The organism is Cedecea sp. VD22 (assembly GCF_037150195.1).
GTDB lineage: Bacteria > Pseudomonadota > Gammaproteobacteria > Enterobacterales > Enterobacteriaceae > Cedecea.
In genome coordinates this window covers 58,856-76,215 of record NZ_JBBCPX010000001.1, presented here as the reverse complement: position 1 = coordinate 76,215, position 17,360 = coordinate 58,856, and the positions used below count along the sequence as shown (strand labels likewise).

Annotated in this window: 11 protein-coding genes and 1 other RNA gene; 5 read left to right on the top strand and 7 right to left on the bottom strand. The window is 56.7% G+C overall.

The window, feature by feature from the left end; genetic code table 11:
• Positions 1-6: 6 nt before the first annotated feature.
• From WFK85_RS00370 to ppsR, 4 genes are all read right to left on the bottom strand, one after another.
• Positions 7-1,986: a TonB-dependent hemoglobin/transferrin/lactoferrin family receptor gene (locus WFK85_RS00370; protein WP_008456539.1), complete on the bottom strand. Its 1,980-nt coding sequence runs from the start codon at positions 1,984-1,986 to the stop codon at positions 7-9.
• Between the two features lie 102 nt (positions 1,987-2,088).
• On the bottom strand, positions 2,089-2,253 hold the full coding sequence (hemP, locus tag WFK85_RS00365; RefSeq protein WP_008456537.1) for a hemin uptake protein HemP: 165 nt from the start codon (positions 2,251-2,253) through the stop codon (positions 2,089-2,091).
• Between the two features lie 187 nt (positions 2,254-2,440).
• Positions 2,441-3,487 (bottom strand): 3-deoxy-7-phosphoheptulonate synthase AroH, encoded by a 1,047-nt coding sequence (gene aroH / locus WFK85_RS00360; RefSeq protein ID WP_166994075.1) that lies wholly within the window; start codon positions 3,485-3,487, stop codon positions 2,441-2,443.
• 170 nt (positions 3,488-3,657) lie between these two features.
• The gene (ppsR, locus tag WFK85_RS00355; RefSeq protein WP_008456534.1) at positions 3,658-4,491 is read right to left on the bottom strand and encodes a posphoenolpyruvate synthetase regulatory kinase/phosphorylase PpsR; all 834 of its coding nucleotides are present in this window, start codon (positions 4,489-4,491) and stop codon (positions 3,658-3,660) included.
• Positions 4,492-4,818: 327 nt separating this feature from the next.
• Here ppsR and ppsA point away from each other — a divergent pair, with 327 nt between their 5' ends.
• Entirely contained in the window at positions 4,819-7,197 is a 2,379-nt protein-coding gene (gene ppsA, locus WFK85_RS00350; RefSeq protein WP_008456532.1) for a phosphoenolpyruvate synthase, read from the top strand.
• Between the two features lie 84 nt (positions 7,198-7,281).
• Here ppsA and WFK85_RS00345 read toward each other — a convergent pair whose 3' ends face one another.
• Entirely contained in the window at positions 7,282-8,844 is a 1,563-nt protein-coding gene (locus tag WFK85_RS00345) for an alpha/beta hydrolase-fold protein (RefSeq protein WP_166994077.1), read from the bottom strand.
• A 151-nt stretch (positions 8,845-8,995) separates the two neighbouring features.
• Between WFK85_RS00345 and WFK85_RS00340 the strand changes: the two genes are divergently transcribed.
• Positions 8,996-11,158 carry a TonB-dependent siderophore receptor gene (locus WFK85_RS00340; protein ID WP_166994079.1) on the top strand — a complete coding sequence of 721 codons (2,163 nt, stop codon included), beginning with the start codon at positions 8,996-8,998 and terminating at the stop codon, positions 11,156-11,158.
• Positions 11,159-11,167: 9 nt separating this feature from the next.
• Positions 11,168-12,070, top strand: a complete 903-nt coding sequence (locus WFK85_RS00335; RefSeq protein ID WP_336708085.1) for an alpha/beta hydrolase — start codon at positions 11,168-11,170, stop codon at positions 12,068-12,070.
• Here the strand turns inward: WFK85_RS00335 and rprA are convergent.
• Positions 12,067-12,173: antisense sRNA RprA (rprA, locus tag WFK85_RS00330), an RNA gene on the bottom strand. The two genes, WFK85_RS00335 and rprA, sit on opposite strands and share 4 nt — an antisense overlap.
• Before the next feature lie 299 nt (positions 12,174-12,472).
• On the bottom strand, positions 12,473-13,591 hold the full coding sequence (gene ydiK / locus WFK85_RS00325; RefSeq protein ID WP_166994084.1) for an AI-2E family transporter YdiK: 1,119 nt from the start codon (positions 13,589-13,591) through the stop codon (positions 12,473-12,475).
• Positions 13,592-13,794: 203 nt separating this feature from the next.
• Here ydiK and ydiJ point away from each other — a divergent pair, with 203 nt between their 5' ends.
• Together ydiJ and menI are read left to right on the top strand one after the other, a co-directional pair.
• On the top strand, positions 13,795-16,851 hold the full coding sequence (ydiJ, locus tag WFK85_RS00320) for a D-2-hydroxyglutarate dehydrogenase YdiJ (RefSeq protein ID WP_336708087.1): 3,057 nt from the start codon (positions 13,795-13,797) through the stop codon (positions 16,849-16,851).
• On the top strand, positions 16,848-17,258 hold the full coding sequence (gene menI, locus WFK85_RS00315) for a 1,4-dihydroxy-2-naphthoyl-CoA hydrolase (RefSeq protein ID WP_008456522.1): 411 nt from the start codon (positions 16,848-16,850) through the stop codon (positions 17,256-17,258). The genes ydiJ and menI overlap by 4 nt, the downstream gene beginning before the upstream one ends.
• Positions 17,259-17,360: the final 102 nt, after the last annotated feature.

Sequence of the window (17,360 nt, the reverse complement as noted above, 5' to 3'; positions counted from 1 at the left end):
ACTCCTTTACCATTGATAGCTCACGAAAATTTTACCGTTACGGCCATCCTGCGGGAGACCCTGCGGTGACCAGTACTCTTTATCGAAGGCGTTGCCAAACACCAGCGTGGTGGTTAAACCGCGCAGCTGCTGCTGCCCTTTGTAGCTGACATAAAAATCGCTGACCGCATAGCCCGGCTGCTGTGCATAGGAGCTGCTGATATGGGTGGAACGCTCGGCGAAGGTGCCGACCCAGCCCACGGAGAAGCCGCTGTGTGACACAGGGATGTCCAGGGTGGTGGTGACGGTGTCCGGGTTCAGGCTGGAGATGTACTCGCCGGTATCTTCATCTTTACCGCGGGTACGGTTATAGGCGGTATCCAGGCTGAACAGATCGGCGGTGTACTTCGCGTTGACGTCCCAGCCCCAAATTTTTGCTTTTGGCACGTTGTAGGACATGGTGGTCGCTTTGGCGAAGTCCACGGTGGTAGAGATGTAATCTTTCGCTTTGGTGTCGAAGTAGCTGGCTTTGAATTCCAGGCCGTCGTTAGCCATGGCCAGATTGTCGAAGCGCAGACCGAAGCCGTATTCCTGCGTTTCGTTGGTTTCCGGGCGCAGGTTCGGGTTTGGTACCCAATAGTTGGTGTAGCGAGTGCCGATAGAGAAGTGCTTGGAGTCGTTGTACATCTCGCCCATGGTCGGCGCACGGAACGCCTGCGCATAGGAACCAAACAGCATCAGCCAGTCGGTTGGGGTGACAGAAACCGCTCCGCGTGATGACCACTTGTCGGCATCCACGTCTTTATAACCCTGGCTGCTGCCGCTGTAGTTGTCATAACGCGTCCCGGCCAGGATAGAAATCGGCAGGTCGCGCAGGGTGATTTCATCCTGCAGCCAGCCGGAACCAAAGTTGATTTTCGCCTGTGGGAAACCGGTCGTCAGGCCACCAGGAGCCTGCTCCTGACGATAATATTCGCTGCCGTAGGTCAGCAGGTTAGCCGCGAAGCTGTCGCTAAACAGACGGCTGCGGTTTTCGAGCTTACCGCCTTTGGTCGTCTGTTTACGGAATTCACCCCCCTGATTAGGGGTTTCAGCGTTGATACGAGCTTCGGACCAGTAGGCCGTCGCGGTCGCGTTCAGCCAGTCGTTATCCTGCGGATTGAGGTGGTATTTCAGCTGCGCGTCGCGCTGAATGGTGGAGCGATTGGTCATCGGGTTGCTGGAGGCTGAGGCATCCGGCGTCTGCGGGTTTTTCGGTTCCTGCGCGTTGTTATTGTAGTAGCGCAGGGAGCCGGACAGCGACTGAGCCGAATCGATATACCAGGTGCCTTTGGTCAGCAGGTTGCCGATGTTTTCGTCATTAGGCGCGGTTTCACCGTTGCTCTGGCGCAGGTTACCGCGATCGCGGCTGGACCAGGCGACGACGCCGTCCAGGTTATCGGTACGGCCAAAGGCACTGGCGCCCATGCCGATGCTGTGGTCGCCGGTACCGCCGGTGCCGAAGACGCGGAAGCCGCTGTTTTGCCCGTCAAATAGAAGATCGGCGGCGTCTGCGGTTTCATAGGAAATAACACCGCCCAGCGCGCCGCTGCCGTACAGCAGAGCCGCCGGGCCACGTACCACTTCAATACGCTTAATCAGCGCGGGATCGAGGAACGTACTGTTCAGGTGGCCGGTGTCGGTGCCCTGACGAATGCCGTCTACCAGGGTAAGTACGCCACGGCGGTCGTAACCGCGCATGTTGATGTCCTGGCCGTTGGTGCGCCCGGTGCCGTCGATGGTGATCCCCGGAACTTTGCGCAGCATGTCAGCGGCGGACGTGGACGTCTGGCTCTCTGGTGAATTCGCATCGATAACGCTCACCATCATTGGGGCTTCGAAAGTGCTGCGTTGGTTACCGGTGGCAACCACGGTCATTTGATCGTCTTTTGCGAAAGCGGGCAGGGCGGTAAATACGGCTAACGTGAGTACAGACAGACGAAAACCTGCTGTGTTGGTGCAAGGCATAGCGCAACTCTCCTAAGGAATATCGAAAGCGCTGGCTGCCTGGGTATGACCTGGGTGGCTGGCTAATTTCCCCGTTAGGGTGTGGGGAACGGTTTGTTTAATTTATTTGGTCAGGATCAGCTTCCCGGCCTGAGTCTGGCGTAACAGATATTGCTGTCCTTCATGGACGATAACAACGCGGCCATCGGCACCGAGCAGCGTTTTGCTGTCAACCTGGCGAGGTTCTGTCGCGGGCTGTGGGCGGGCGGGGGTGAATGGTTTGTCCATACGCTTCACTCTGTTTACAAATGACAATCAGTGTAACAATGAGAATCATTATCAGAAAAAGCCGAATCAGCAGCAAGCATTATTTGTAAGAATTGTGTGAATCAGGGAATTTCTTTGCGGGCGAGTTGTCGCGAGGCGTAATGCTATGATATCCGGCGGGTTATCAAGTGCCCGCCGGTGGAAACTATCAGAAGCGTCGGTCAGTGGCCTGCGCCAGCATCGCGACCAGCGTTTCCGTATCTTCCCAGTTAAGGCAAGGATCGGTGATCGACTGCCCATAAGTCAGGGGCTTGCCAGCAACGATTTGCTGCGTCCCTTCTTTCAGGAAGCTTTCCGCCATGATCCCGGCAATCGCCCTCGAGCCGTTGCGAATTTGCGTGCAAACATCTTCGCAAACATCCAACTGACGGCGGTGCTGCTTCTGGCAGTTGCCGTGGCTGAAATCAATCACCAGATGTTCAGGCAAGTCAAACGCGCCCAGCGTGTCGCAGGCGGCGGCAATGTCTTCTGCGTGATAATTCGGCTGCTTGCCGCCGCGCATAATAATATGGCCGTAAGGGTTGCCGCTGGTCTGGTAAATCGTCATCTGCCCCTGTTTATCCGGGGAGAGGAACATATGGCTGGCACGCGCGGCGCGGATGGCATCCACCGCAATGCGGGTATTGCCATCTGTACCATTTTTAAAGCCAACCGGACAGGAGAGTGCGGACGCCATTTCACGGTGGATCTGGCTTTCGGTCGTGCGCGCGCCAATGGCGCCCCAGCTAATCAGGTCGGCGATATACTGCCCGGTCACCATATCCAGAAATTCGGTCGCGGTAGGGACACCCAGCTCGTTGACCTGCAGCAGCAGGCGGCGCGCCTGTTCGAGGCCGTAATTAATGCGGTAGCTGCCGTTCAGATCAGGATCGGAAATTAACCCTTTCCAGCCGACGACGGTGCGGGGTTTTTCGAAGTAGGTACGCATCACGATCTCAAGACGATCCTGATGTTTTTCACGCAGCGTTTTGAGGCGGCGAGCATAGTCCATCGCGGCGTCAAGATCGTGGATCGAGCAGGGGCCGACGATAACCAGCAGGCGCTTATCTTCACCGGTGAGGATCTTTTCGATCCGGCGGCGGGCGGCGGTGACGTGCTGGGCAACCTCGGCGGAAACCGGGAAGCGCTCGGTTAGCTCAGCCGGTGTCACCAGGCTGTCGATGCGCGCGGTTCGCAATTCATCTGTTTTGTTCATTGGGTGTCTCAGAAATTTTGTCTTCTCTGCGGCAGATTTACCGGGAAGTGATGGGGATCACAATAAACCAAAGCTGACCGATTTCAACATCCGGCCGGCTTTGGCGAAAGGATTGCCCCACCGCAGTCTGTACACCCTAGCATACACGCCTGGTCTTTTGTACTAGTTTCTTAGTACATGCGGCGATTCAGCCCCATAATGTCGAGAATTTTGGTCGCCATCTCTTCAACAGAATAGTTGGTGCTGTTGAGGTAGCGGATCTGATTTTTACGGAACAGGGCTTCCACTTCGGCGACCTCCAGACGGCACTGGCGGAGAGAGGCATAGCGGCTGTTTTCACGCCGTTCTTCACGAATGGCGGCCAGGCGTTCAGGGTTAATGGTCAGACCAAAAAGCTTGTGCTGCAGCGGTTTAAGCACGGCCGGGAGCTGAATGTTGTCCATGTCATCGGCAATAAAAGGGTAGTTCGCGGCGCGAATGCCAAACTGCATCGCGAGGTACAGGCTGGTCGGCGTTTTTCCACAGCGGGATACGCCCAGCAAAATGACCTGCGCCTGATCGAGATTGCGCATCGAAATCCCGTCGTCGTGCGCCAGCGTGTAATCAATGGCGGCAATACGGGCGTCGTATTTCGTCAGGTTACCGGGGTTAAGGCCGTGCGTTCGGTGGGCGACGGGAGTCGGGTCGAGTTTTAGCTCCTGCTGCAGCGGCGCAACCAGGGTTTGCACGATGTCCTGACAGAAACCTTCGCTCTGCATAATGATGTCGCGGATATTGGGCAGCACGATGGAATAAAACACCAGCGGACGCACCCCGGTTTGTTGGTAAATAGCGTCAATCTGCTCTTTTACCGCTTTTGCGCGGCTTTCATTTTCAACAAACGGCAGCGTAATACTGTTGATAGATACCGGGAATTGTGACATGACCGCGTGACCAAGTACCTCTGCGGTAATCGCGGTGCCATCGGAAATACAAAATACCTGACGATCGACTAAATTATCCATTTTTATTCCTGAGCGGGGAACCGGTTTCCCTAAAGCATAAAGTAAAACAAGGGATTCCGAGTAGCGCTAATCTTAATTTAAAAAGTGAAATAGCGTTTTTAAATTTAATAAACCATCTTAAATATATTCAAATCAATACTATACCCATCTAAACTGTGAGGATTATATGATAATCAATGGTTTATGAAATGAGCGGATCTATCCGAAAACGTCATATTTTATTTTGCTTGAACGATTCACTGGTTTCATTCCCCCCTAAGAATATGCAAAGCTAAATACGAAGTCTGGTGTTTCTTGTACCCATTCATTTAAAAAAGGATTGTTTCGATGTCCAATAACGGCTCGTCACCGCTGGTGCTTTGGTATAACCAACTTGGCATGAATGATGTAGACAGGGTCGGAGGCAAAAATGCCTCCCTGGGTGAAATGATTACCAATCTTTCGGGTATGGGCGTTTCCGTCCCGAACGGTTTTGCGACCACCGCCGAGGCGTTTAACCTGTTTCTCGACCAGAGCGGCGTGAACCAGCGTATCTACGAGCTGCTGGATAAAACCGACATTGACGATGTGAGCGAACTGGCAAAAGCCGGGGCGCAGATTCGCCAGTGGATTATTGACACGCCTTTCCAGCCTGAGCTGGAGCATGCCATTCGTGAAGCGTACCAAACGCTCTCCTCCGATGATGCCGAGGCCTCTTTTGCGGTGCGTTCTTCGGCCACTGCGGAAGACATGCCGGACGCTTCCTTTGCCGGGCAACAAGAAACTTTCCTCAACGTGCAGGGATATGATGCCGTGCTGGTGGCGGTGAAACACGTTTTTGCCTCGCTGTTTAACGACCGTGCAATCTCCTACCGCGTGCATCAAGGCTACGACCACCGCGGCGTGGCGCTCTCCGCTGGCGTTCAGCGTATGGTGCGCTCCGACCTCGCTTCTTCCGGGGTGATGTTCTCCATTGATACCGAATCCGGTTTCGATCAGGTGGTGTTTATTACCGCCGCGTGGGGCCTGGGTGAAATGGTTGTGCAGGGCGCCGTAAACCCGGATGAATTCTACGTGCACAAGCCAACGCTTGAGGCGGGTAATCCGGCCATCGTTCGCCGCACCATGGGTTCGAAAAAAATTCGCATGGTCTACGCTCCAACGCAGGAACACGGCAAGCAGGTGCGGATTGAAGACGTGCCGGAAGCCGATCGCGACCGCTTCTGTATTACCCAGGAAGAGATTCAGGAACTGGCTAAGCAGGCGGTACAAATCGAAAAACATTATGGCCGCCCGATGGACATCGAGTGGGCTAAAGACGGCCATACCGGCAAGCTGTTCATCGTTCAGGCTCGCCCGGAAACCGTGCGTTCTCAGGGCCAGGTGATGGAACGCTACCAGCTGCACGCGCAGGGGCAGATCGTGGCGGAAGGCCGCGCGATTGGTCACCGCATCGGCGCGGGTCCGGTAAAAGTGATCCACGACATCAGCGAAATGAACCGCATCCAGCCGGGCGACGTGCTGGTCACTGACATGACCGACCCGGACTGGGAACCGATCATGAAAAAAGCGGCGGCGATTGTCACCAACCGCGGCGGGCGTACCTGCCACGCGGCCATCATCGCACGTGAGCTTGGTATTCCAGCCGTTGTGGGCTGTGGCGATGCCACCGAGCGCATGAAAGACGGCCAGAACGTGACCGTTTCCTGCGCCGAAGGCGACACCGGCTACGTTTACGCGGAGATCCTCGACTTCACCGTGAAAAGCTCCACGGTTGATGCCATGCCGGATCTGCCGCTGAAGATCATGATGAACGTTGGCAACCCGGATCGTGCGTTTGACTTCGCCTGCCTGCCGAACGAAGGCGTTGGCCTGGCGCGTCTGGAATTTATCATCAACCGCATGATTGGCGTGCACCCGCGCGCGCTGCTGGAGTTCGACCAGCAGGAGCCCGCGCTGCAGGCGGAAATCCGCACGATGATGAAAGGTTATGACGATCCTGTTGAGTTTTACGTGGGTCGCCTGACCGAAGGGATCGCGACTTTAGGTGCGGCGTTCTGGCCGAAGCGCGTGATTGTGCGTCTGTCTGACTTCAAATCTAACGAATACGCCAACCTGGTGGGCGGCGAGCGTTATGAGCCGGAAGAAGAGAACCCAATGCTGGGCTTCCGTGGGGCAGGTCGATACGTGGCAGACAGCTTCCGCGACTGCTTCGCGCTGGAATGCGCGGCCATGAAGCGCGTGCGTAATGAAATGGGCCTGACCAACGTCGAAGTGATGGTGCCGTTTGTGCGTACCGTTGCCCAGGCAAAAGCGGTGGTTGAGGAGCTGGAACGTCAGGGCCTGAAGCGCGGTGAGAACGGGCTGAAGATCATCATGATGTGCGAGATCCCGTCCAACGCCCTGCTGGCGGACGAGTTCCTGCAATACTTTGACGGCTTCTCCATTGGCTCGAACGATATGACGCAGCTTGCGCTGGGCCTGGATCGCGACTCTGGTGTGGTGTCTGAACTGTTTGACGAGCGTAACGACGCGGTGAAAGCGCTGCTGTCGATGGCGATTAAAGCGGCGAAGAAACAGGGTAAATACGTCGGGATCTGTGGGCAGGGGCCGTCCGATCACGAAGACTTTGCCGCCTGGCTGATGGAAGAGGGGATTGACAGCCTGTCCCTGAACCCGGACACCGTGGTGCAAACCTGGCTCAGCCTTGCTGAACTGAATAAGTAACGTTCAACCCTTTTCTGCAATAAAGAGAGGGGATCCGGCCCGGAGCCTGCCTGCTTTATGCGGGGCAGGCCACCGGGCCGACACTTATCCCCGCTTAATCAATTCCTTCATGCCGGTAATAATGGCCTCGCACCACGCCGCATAATCATGCCCGCTCGACCAGGGGTTAAAGCTCACCTCGTAGCCCTTTTCACGCAGCACGGCTTCAAGCTGTTGCGTATTACGGTAAATACCGCCGTCTGCGCCTTTGCTTTCAAAGCGTCCCGCCTGCAGCCAAAATCGCACCGGCAAGCGCGGGGATGCCTGATACTGACGGGTAAGCCAGCCCGGCGCTTCGCCCTCGGGTGCCCACCAGTAAGAGCCGGACAAACTCAGCACGTTGCCAAACGCTTCGGGATGGCGAAGCGCCACCCAGGACGATGCCAGACCGCCGTAACTGGAGCCTGCCACGATGGTTTTTTGTGCCGGAGTGGTGATGCCCTGACGGCGCAGCCACGGCACCAGCTCTTCGGCCATAAAATCGGCGAAATCGGGATTGGGCGGCAGCTCTTTTTCCCGTCGTTCGCCGTCGAGGCTGTCGATAAACACGGCGTTAACCGGCGGCAGGGCATGACGGGCTATCAGGCCGTCCAGCACATTGGCGAGATGATAACGGTCCTGGTACATACGGCCATCGAACAGCATTAGCGTCCAGCGGGCGGGCTGCCCCCCGCGTGGCCGGTAGACGGCCACTTCCCGCCGGTTAGCCAGCTTTTTGCTTTCTACCTGATAGCGAACCAGGGAGCCCTGCCTAATCGGCTCGGCGGTTGCCTGCGGGGTAAAATAGCGGTGGGTGGTCAGGTCTAAAAGTGAGAAACGATTCCAGCGGTCGCCTTTGCCTGCGGGGCTGAATTGCGGGTTAAGCGGGTCAGTCTGGGCCGACACCAGAATCGCCCGGCGCTGGTCGCGCGCGGTGCCTTCCACAAGGGGAACGTCGGGGGCAAGTTTGTACTGCATTAGCGTATCAGCCGGTACCACATAGCTGCGATACCAGACGTCGGACTGCCCGAGGCGGAACATCGGGTCATGGTCACCGGCCGGTGAACCGAGCACGAACACGTTGCCCTGTGCGCCTCGCCACAGGAACGTCACGCGTTTGCGGCTGGCATCGATGGGCTCGACCAGCGGCGTGCCCTGCTCGCGCCTTTCCTGCCAGAAAGCTTCCGTACTTGCGCCGTGGCTCAGAGCCTGCTCAAGCGCCAGCAGTGCCGGGCTTTCCGGGGATTGTTCGTCGTTACGCTTGAGCGGCACGGTTTCACGGATCTGCCAGCGAAACAGCCAGCGCCTGCCGGGCTCACCGCGAAGCACCAGCGTAGAAGGCTGACCGACGGGCAGGGCAAAAAGCGGATTGTGCTGGCCATCCACCGGCCCATTTTCCACCAGCGAACGCCAGAGCCTGCCTTTGCTGTCTACCAGGCTGGCGTCGGTTACGCCGCTCAACCGGACGTTGGCGTAATTTTCACCCAGCGCCGGAAGGGCAAAGCAGATTTCGCCGCTGGCGTCGAACTTCCCATCCTGCTCACCCTGGCTGCCGGTAAAAGTACAGGTCGCGGCCACCGCCGACGCTGAACAAAGTCCCAACATTAATGCGCTCCACGCGGCTCTCATCGTGTTTATCATTCCTGATAAAAAAGTGCACACACGCTAATGCAAATGAGATTGATTTGCAATAACATTGCGAGTCGTTGCGTTTTACGACAAAACGTAACAGGAGAGAAAGGCGAACTTAATTCACCTAATCACATGGGATGTTACGGTCATGCACTTTAAAAATAATAAGGTAACCTGCGGCCTTTGGCTGATGGGATTCAGTGCCCTGGGGATGGGAAACAGCGTTCAGGCGCAGGAGCGGCAGGGCAGCGAGGAAACTCTGGTTGTCACCGGTTCCGTTAGCGAGGATCCTTCTGCGCCGCTGAAGGGGATGGTGGCTACCAAAACGCTGTCTGCAACGAAAACCGCGGCTGATTTGCTCCAAACGCCGCAGTCGGTTTCGGTGATTACCCGCGACCAAATGAACGCGCAGGATGTTACCTCCGTGTCGCAGGCTTTGCGCTATTCGGCCGGGGTACTGACGGAGTATCGGGGCAGTTCGAACCGCAACGATGAGGTGTTTGTGCGCGGCTTCAGCTATGTCCCAAAATATCTTGACGGACTGAGCTACGGCGCAACAGCGTCTTCCCAGACCGGGACGTTTGACCCGTGGCTGCTTGAGCGCGTGGAGCTGGTGCGTGGCCCGGCATCCGTGTTGTTCGGCCAGGTGAACCCCGGCGGGCTTATCAGCATGACCAGCAAGCGGCCGACAAGGGAAGCGATACATGAAGTGCAGTTCCGCTCAGGCAACCAGCATCTGGCCGAGGGGGCTTTTGATTTTGGCGGCTCGCTAAGCGACGATAATCGGGTGCTTTATCGCCTGAACGGCATCGCACGCACGCAGCACAGCCAGGTGGCCGATTACAAAGAGCAGCGCCTGGCGATTGCGCCGGCGCTGACCTGGTATCCCAACGAGCAGACTCGTTTTACTTTACTGACCAGCTACCAGAAAGACCCGAAGGCGGGCTATCGTAACTTCCTGCCTGCCGCAGGCCTGGTGACGGAAACCACGGCGGGGTATATCCCGCTGGACTTTAACGTTAGCGATCCCAATTACGACCAGTCGTGGCGCGAGCAAACGATGGTGGGCTATGAGTTCGAGCACAGCTTCAACGATATCTTCACCTTCCGCCAGAACGCCCGTTACGCCAGCATCAAACAGAAGTACCGTTACCTCGTGTATTCCACCTCAAAAAGCGAGACGCTACTTTCGCGCCGTGCGCAGCGAGAAACGCGTGATACCGATGAGTTTGGCGTGGATAACCAGCTTGAGGCGCAGTTTGATACCGGCGCGCTGGGGCATACGCTGTTAGGCGGCCTGGATTACAAGTCTAACCATGACCGGCAGCAGCTCAGCCGCGGCACCGGGGCGAAATACGATCTGTACTGGCCGAATCCGGTATATGGCCTCAATGTGGACGAAAGCACCTTCAGCGCGGTGAACGACGACCAGCAGAATCTCGACCAGACGGGCGTGTACCTGCAGGATCAGCTCAGCTGGAACAACTGGCAACTGCTGCTTTCCGGGCGTTATGATTGGGCCGAAGTGCGCACGACGGACAGGTTAAAAAGTAAAACGACGCAGCAGAATGACAGCAAGTTCACCTGGCGTACGGGGCTGCTTTACGCCTTTGATTTTGGCCTGTCGCCGTATATCAGCTACAGCACCTCGTTTGAGCCCAATCTGCAGACCAACCGTGCGCCAGGCGCTGCGCCGTTCGACCCAAGCCTGGGCAAGCAGACCGAAGTGGGCCTGAAGTATCAGCCGCTGAAAGAGACCTTCATGACGCTGGCGGTGTTCGATCTCCGCCAGACAAACGTTGGGACCTACAACAGCGCGCTGGGTTGGTTTGAAAACGCCGGTGAAATCCGTTCTAAAGGGCTGGAGGCGGAGGTGCATTCCACGCTGTTTAACAGCCTCAACCTGATAGGCTCTTACACCTGGACGGATGCGGAAACCGTGAGCACCACCGTGGCGGGCACCGAAGGAAAAACGCCCGCGCGTGTTCCAACACATATGGCCTCGGCGTGGGGCAGTTACACTATTCCTGAAGGCCTGCTGAAAAACCTGACGGCAGGTGTCGGGGTTCGCTACATCGGGACCAGCTATGGCGATGCGAAAAATACCTTTAAAGTGGCGGCCGTGGATCTCTATGACGCCATGCTGCGTTACGAGCTGGGAGAAGTGAGCCCTGATTTAAAAGGGGCCGCCCTGCAGTTCAACGTCAATAATCTGTCGGACACAAAATACGTGGCGTCCTGCGCGTCGGATTCAGCCTGTTTCTACGGCATTGGCCGTACCTTAACCGCCACCGTCAGCTATCGCTGGTAAGGAGAACTTTTGCGCTATCTGCTTATGGCGCTTATCGCACTCGCTGCTCCCTCGGGGGCAGCGGTCATCGAGGATAAGCCCTACAAGCTGGCGAATACGCTGGTACACAGTCTGCATTCGCCGGAAAACGGTGAGTATAAAATTATGGTTTCCTGGCCTGAAGGCGAAGCGCCTTCAGAAGGCTGGCCGGTGATTTACCTTCTGGACGGTGAGTCCGTCTTCCCCGGCGCGGTGTCGCTGATGCAGCGCCTGACCTGTGAGCGTTGCCCGTTGACGCCAGGCGTGGTGGTGGCGATTGACTACCCGGAAAACAGCCGCCGGGAGCGGGATTATCGACCTGCGGTAGAAAAAGTGGTGCTGGAGCCGAATCCGGCAGGGGGCACTTATCCGCCAGGCGCCCCCGGCGAGGCGCAGAAATTCTGGCGGTTTATTGACGCCGAACTCCGGCCCTGGGTCGAAAAGCAGTGGAAAATCAATCCGCAGCGGCAGGCGCTTTTTGGGCACTCCTATGGCGGCCTGTTCACCACCTGGCTGTTTATGACCTCGCCGGGCGCTTTCCAGCATTATTACGCCTCAAGCCCATCGGTGTGGTGGAACGATCGCTATCTGCTGCGAATGGCGCAAAACTGGCGGCCTGATAAGGGAAATGCTCAGCTATCGCTCTCCGTGGGAAGTTATGAACAGTCGCTGCAGCCGCAGGAGGCCAGGCTGTCGGAAGAGAAGCGCGCCACGCTATTAAAACATCGTGGGCAGCGAGCGATGGTAGACGGGAACCGCGAAATGGCTAATGCCCTGATAGCTAACGCGCCGACCCGGGTTGATTTTACGCTGGTAGAAGGACAGAGCCACCTGACCGTTGCCCCGTTGGTTCTGCATGGGGCGCTTATCAATCACTTTGCGAAATCAGAATAAAAAAAAGCCCATCATCAAGATGGGCAAAGACTACACACAGCAATTCGTTGTTTCACTCAGGGGATTTCGATGTTTATAAATCAACGTGTTGATTCATAACCGTGAGTTAAATAGTAGGCATCTCACTAAGTGGCGTCACTCAGATTCGTCTCAATCGTTAACAGAAGGTAAATAACTTGAGGCAGCATAGCCCGGAATGGGGGCTTCAATGGCCGGAATAGCGAAGGGAAAATGCGTTATTGATTAGATTTATTAACCATTTGCGTTAAGTCACTGCTTTAGGCGCAAGCTATTCTGTCGTTAAAAAAGTTCCTGTGGAGATGTAGAGGATGTGAACGGAAACTTAGCTGTTATCGCATAGAGGGTTTGAGCGAACAGGAACTCCTCAAACCCTCCGCATCCTTATTGCTTCACATTCAGCGTCTGCTGCTCCTCAAGCAGTTCGACCACCTCTTGTGGATCGTCCTGTGGGGCAGGCGCCTCGTGCATCCAGACCGAAATCAGGCGATAAGAAACCGCCAGCAGCACCGGGCCGATAAACAGGCCAATCATCCCGAAGGCAATCAAGCCGCCGATCACGCCGGAAAGAATCAGAATCATCGGCAAGTCCGCGCCCATGCGAATAAGCACCGGGCGAATCACGTTATCCATGGTGCCAACGACACAACTCCATACCAGCAGCACCGTCCCCCAGGTGGTATCGCCGCTCCAGTACAGCCAGATAATGGCGGGCACCAGAATCACCAGCGGGCCAAGCTGAATCAGGCAGCTAAGCACCATCAGCACCGTAAGCAGCGCGGCGTAAGGAATGCCGGACACCGCCAGGCCAATACCGCCCAGTACACCCTGTGCTAGCGCGGTGACAACCACGCCCAGCGCTACGGCGCGAATCGCCTGGCCGGCCAGCAGTACGGCAGCATCACCGCGTTTGTCCGCGAGGCGGAAGGCGAAATGACGAATGCCGTTCCCCAGCGTCTCACCTTTGGCATATAGCAGCACGCTGAACAGCAGCATCAGGCCGAGATGTACCAGCAGAGTACCTATGTGTACGGCCTGACCAAGGAACCAACTGGTCGTCGTGCCGATATAGGGCCGGATCTTTTCCATAATCGCGCTGCCGCCGCTGCTCACCAGCGTGTTCCAGCCGCTGTAAAGTTTATCGCCAATAAGTGGGACGCTGTGCAGCCATTCGAAGGCGGGCAGCGCCATGTGCCCTTTGGTCGCCCAGTTAATCACCGGGCCGCTGTTGTCCACCAGGCTGTTCACTAACATCGCGACCGGGATGACAAACAGCATCAGCAGGAGCAGCGTCATCACCAGCACCGCAAGGGAGCGTTTGCCCCACAGCAGCTTTTGCAATTTGATGAGCAGCGGCCAGGTCGCAATGACGATGGTTCCGGCCCAGGCGAAGCCCAAAACAAACGGGCGCACGATCCACAGACAGGCAAGAATCATCACCGAAATAAACAGCACGGACAGCAGGATCTGCAGCAGATCCTTTGGCTGACTGACTTTGATCATAGGAAGAATCACCTCAATAAAATGCACCCGCGCTAAATTCGCATGGCGATAATTTAATGATGATGTATTTCCTCGATTTTTGACAGGTGCATTTCGCATCGCGTTATCTGAAATAACAGCCGCAAATCGCGATGGAATATGATAAAAACAAAACAGACACGCAAACGATAACTCTTACTAAGCAACACAGGGTCGACCCGTCAATGATCCCACAAATTTCTCAGGCACCTGGCGTCGTTCAGCTGGTGCTCAGCTATTTAGCATCACTGGAGCAACAGGGCTTTACCGGCGATACCGCCACTAGCTACGCAGACCGCCTGACCATGGCGACCGACAACAGTATTTACCAACTGCTGCCGGATGCGGTGCTTTTCCCTCGTTCAACCGCCGACGTCACGCTGATTACCCGCGTGGCCTCCGAAGAGCGCTTTAAATCCCTGGTGTTTACCCCGCGCGGCGGCGGCACCGGCACCAACGGGCAGTCGCTGAACGGCGGCATCGTGGTGGACATGTCCCGCTACATGAATCGCATTATCGAAATCAACCCGGAACAAGGTTGGGTGCGGGTCGAAGCCGGCGTGATTAAAGACCAGCTCAACCAGTTCCTGAAGCCGCACGGCTACTTCTTTGCCCCGGAATTGTCGACCAGTAACCGTGCCACGCTGGGAGGAATGATTAATACCGATGCCTCCGGGCAGGGATCGCTGGTGTACGGTAAAACCTCCGATCATGTGCTGGGCGTGCGCGCCGTGCTGATGGACGGTGAAATTCTGGACACGCACCAGATGGCAACCGGGCTTGCCGAAGAGCTGGGCCGCGAAGAGACATCGAGCGGTAAAATCTACCGCACCGTGCTTGAACGCTGCCGCGAGCAGCGTGAGCTGATTATCGATAAATTCCCCAAACTAAACCGCTTTCTTACCGGCTATGACCTGCGCCACGTCTTTAATGACGATCTAAGCAAGTTCGATTTAACCCGCATTCTTACCGGCTCCGAGGGGACGCTGGCCTTTATCACCGAGGCGAAGCTGGATATCACCCGCTTGCCGAAAGTGCGCCGGCTGGTGAACGTCAAGTATGACTCCTTCGATTCAGCCCTGCGTAATGCGCCCTTTATGGTGGATGCTCGGGCGCTGTCGGTGGAAACCGTCGACTCCAAAGTCCTGAATCTGGCGCGGGAAGATATCGTCTGGCACTCGGTCAGCGAATTGATCACCGACGTGCCGAACAAAGAGATGCTCGGGCTGAACATCGTTGAGTTTGCCGGGGACGACCAGGCACTGATCGACGGCCAGGTCACTGAGCTATGTGCTCGCCTCGATGCGCTAATAGCCGCAGGCGAGGGCGGGGTGATTGGCTGGCAGGTTTGTGACGAGCTGGCCGGTATCGAAAAAATCTACGGCATGCGGAAAAAAGCCGTTGGCCTGCTGGGGAACGCCAAAGGCCAGGCTAAACCGATTCCGTTTGCCGAAGACACCTGCGTGCCGCCGCAGCATCTGGCGGACTACATTGTTGAATTCCGCGCTCTGCTGGATAGCCACAACCTGAGCTACGGGATGTTTGGTCACGTTGATGCAGGCGTGTTGCACGTTCGCCCTGCGCTGGATATGTGCGATCCGCAGCAGGAAATGCTGATGAAAAGCATCTCCGACGACGTGGTGGCGCTGACGGCAAAATACGGCGGTCTGCTGTGGGGCGAACATGGCAAAGGGTTCCGCGCCGAGTACAGCCCGGCCTTCTTCGGTGAAACGCTGTATGAAGAACTGCGCCGGATTAAAGCCGTGTTTGACCCGGCTAACCGGCTGAACCCCGGGAAGATTTGCCCGCCGCTCGGCGTGGACGACCCGATGATGCAGGTCGATGCCGTTAAGCGCGGGACGTTTGACCGACAAATCCCGATTGCGGTACGCACCTCCTGGCGCGGCGCGATGGAGTGCAACGGCAATGGCCTGTGCTTTAACTTCGACGTGAAAAGCCCGATGTGCCCGTCGATGAAAATCTCCAGCAACCGTATCCACTCCCCGAAAGGGCGAGCCACGCTGACCCGTGAATGGCTGCGGCTGCTGACCGAGCGAGGCGTTGACCCGCTGCAGCTTGAGAAACAGCTGCCGGAGCAGCGCGCCAGCCTGCGAGGCCTTATCGAGCGTACCCGCAACTCGTGGCACGCCAGCAAGGGCGAGTACGATTTTTCCCACGAAGTGAAAGAGGCGATGTCCGGCTGCCTGGCCTGTAAAGCCTGCTCGACCCAATGCCCGATTAAAATCGACGTGCCGGAGTTCCGCTCTCGCTTCCTGCAGCTTTACCACACGCGCTATCTGCGCCCGCTGCGCGATCACGTTGTGGCCTCCGTGGAGAGCTACGCGCCGCTGATGGCGCGCGCGCCAGAAACCTTCAACTTCTTTATGAGCCAGCCGTGGGTCCAGAGTTTGTCCCGCAGGCACATCGGTATGGTTGACCTGCCTATGCTGTCCACGCCGACGCTGCAGCAGCAGTTGGTCGGGCACCGCTCAGCCAACGTCACGCTGGAAGAGCTGGAGCATTACTCAGATGAGCAGCGCGCCAAAACCGTGCTGGTGGTGCAGGACCCGTTCACCAGCTATTACGATGCTCAGGTGGTGGCTGATTTTATTAAGCTTGCAGATAAGCTAGGCTTTGAACCTGTGGTGCTGCCGTTCTCACCGAACGGTAAGGCTCAGCATATTAAAGGGTTCCTGCAGCGTTTTGCGCGCACGGCGAGTAAAACGTCTGAGTTCCTGAACCGCATTGCGAAACTGGGTATGCCGATGGTCGGCGTCGATCCGGCGCTGGTCCTGTGCTACCGCGATGAATATAAACAGACATTAGGCGAAGAGCGCGGTGATTTTCAGGTGCAGCTGGTGCACGAATGGCTCCAGACTGCGCTGAAAGAACGGGAAGTGCAGGGCGCGGGAGGGGAAGCATGGTACCTCTTTGGCCACTGTACCGAAGTAACGGCGTTGCCGGCGACACCGAATCAGTGGGCCGGTATTTTTGCTCGTTTTGGCGCGAAGCTCGAGAGCGTGAGCGTTGGCTGCTGCGGCATGGCTGGCACTTACGGTCACGAGGTGAAAAATCTCGCCAATTCATTGGGCATCTATGAACTCTCCTGGCATCAGGCGATGCAGCGCCTGCCGCGCAACCGCTGTCTGGCAACCGGCTACTCCTGCCGCAGCCAGGTCAAGCGCGTTGAGGGCAACGGCGTACGGCATCCATTACAGGCTCTTCTGGAGATTATCGGATGATTTGGCGACGTGAAGCCACGCTTGCCGCGCTCAATAAAATGGGCGCGAACAATATGGTCGGCCATGTAGGCATTGAATTTACGCGTTTTGACGACAACGAAATTGAGGCCACCATGCCGGTGGATGAGCGCACCCGGCAGCCGTTTGGCCTGCTGCACGGCGGCGCGTCGGTGGTGCTGGCGGAAACGCTGGGTTCCGTAGCAGGCTACCTGTGCACCGAAGGCGACCAGAAGGTGGTTGGGCTGGAAGTGAACGCCAACCATATCCGCTCGGCGCGTGAAGGCGTGGTGCGGGGCGTTTGTCGCGCGGTGCACGCGGGGCGTCGTCATCAGGTGTGGCAAATTGATATCTACGATCAGCAAGACCAACTGTGCTGTACCTCCCGCCTGACTACGGCGGTGGTGTAAAGCAACGGCTAAAATATTCCCACGTTCAGCCCTCGGGGACGTGGGATTGTTTTAATTTGTGATTATTTCTTTAAAAAACTATATATCCACCACCCATTTTGT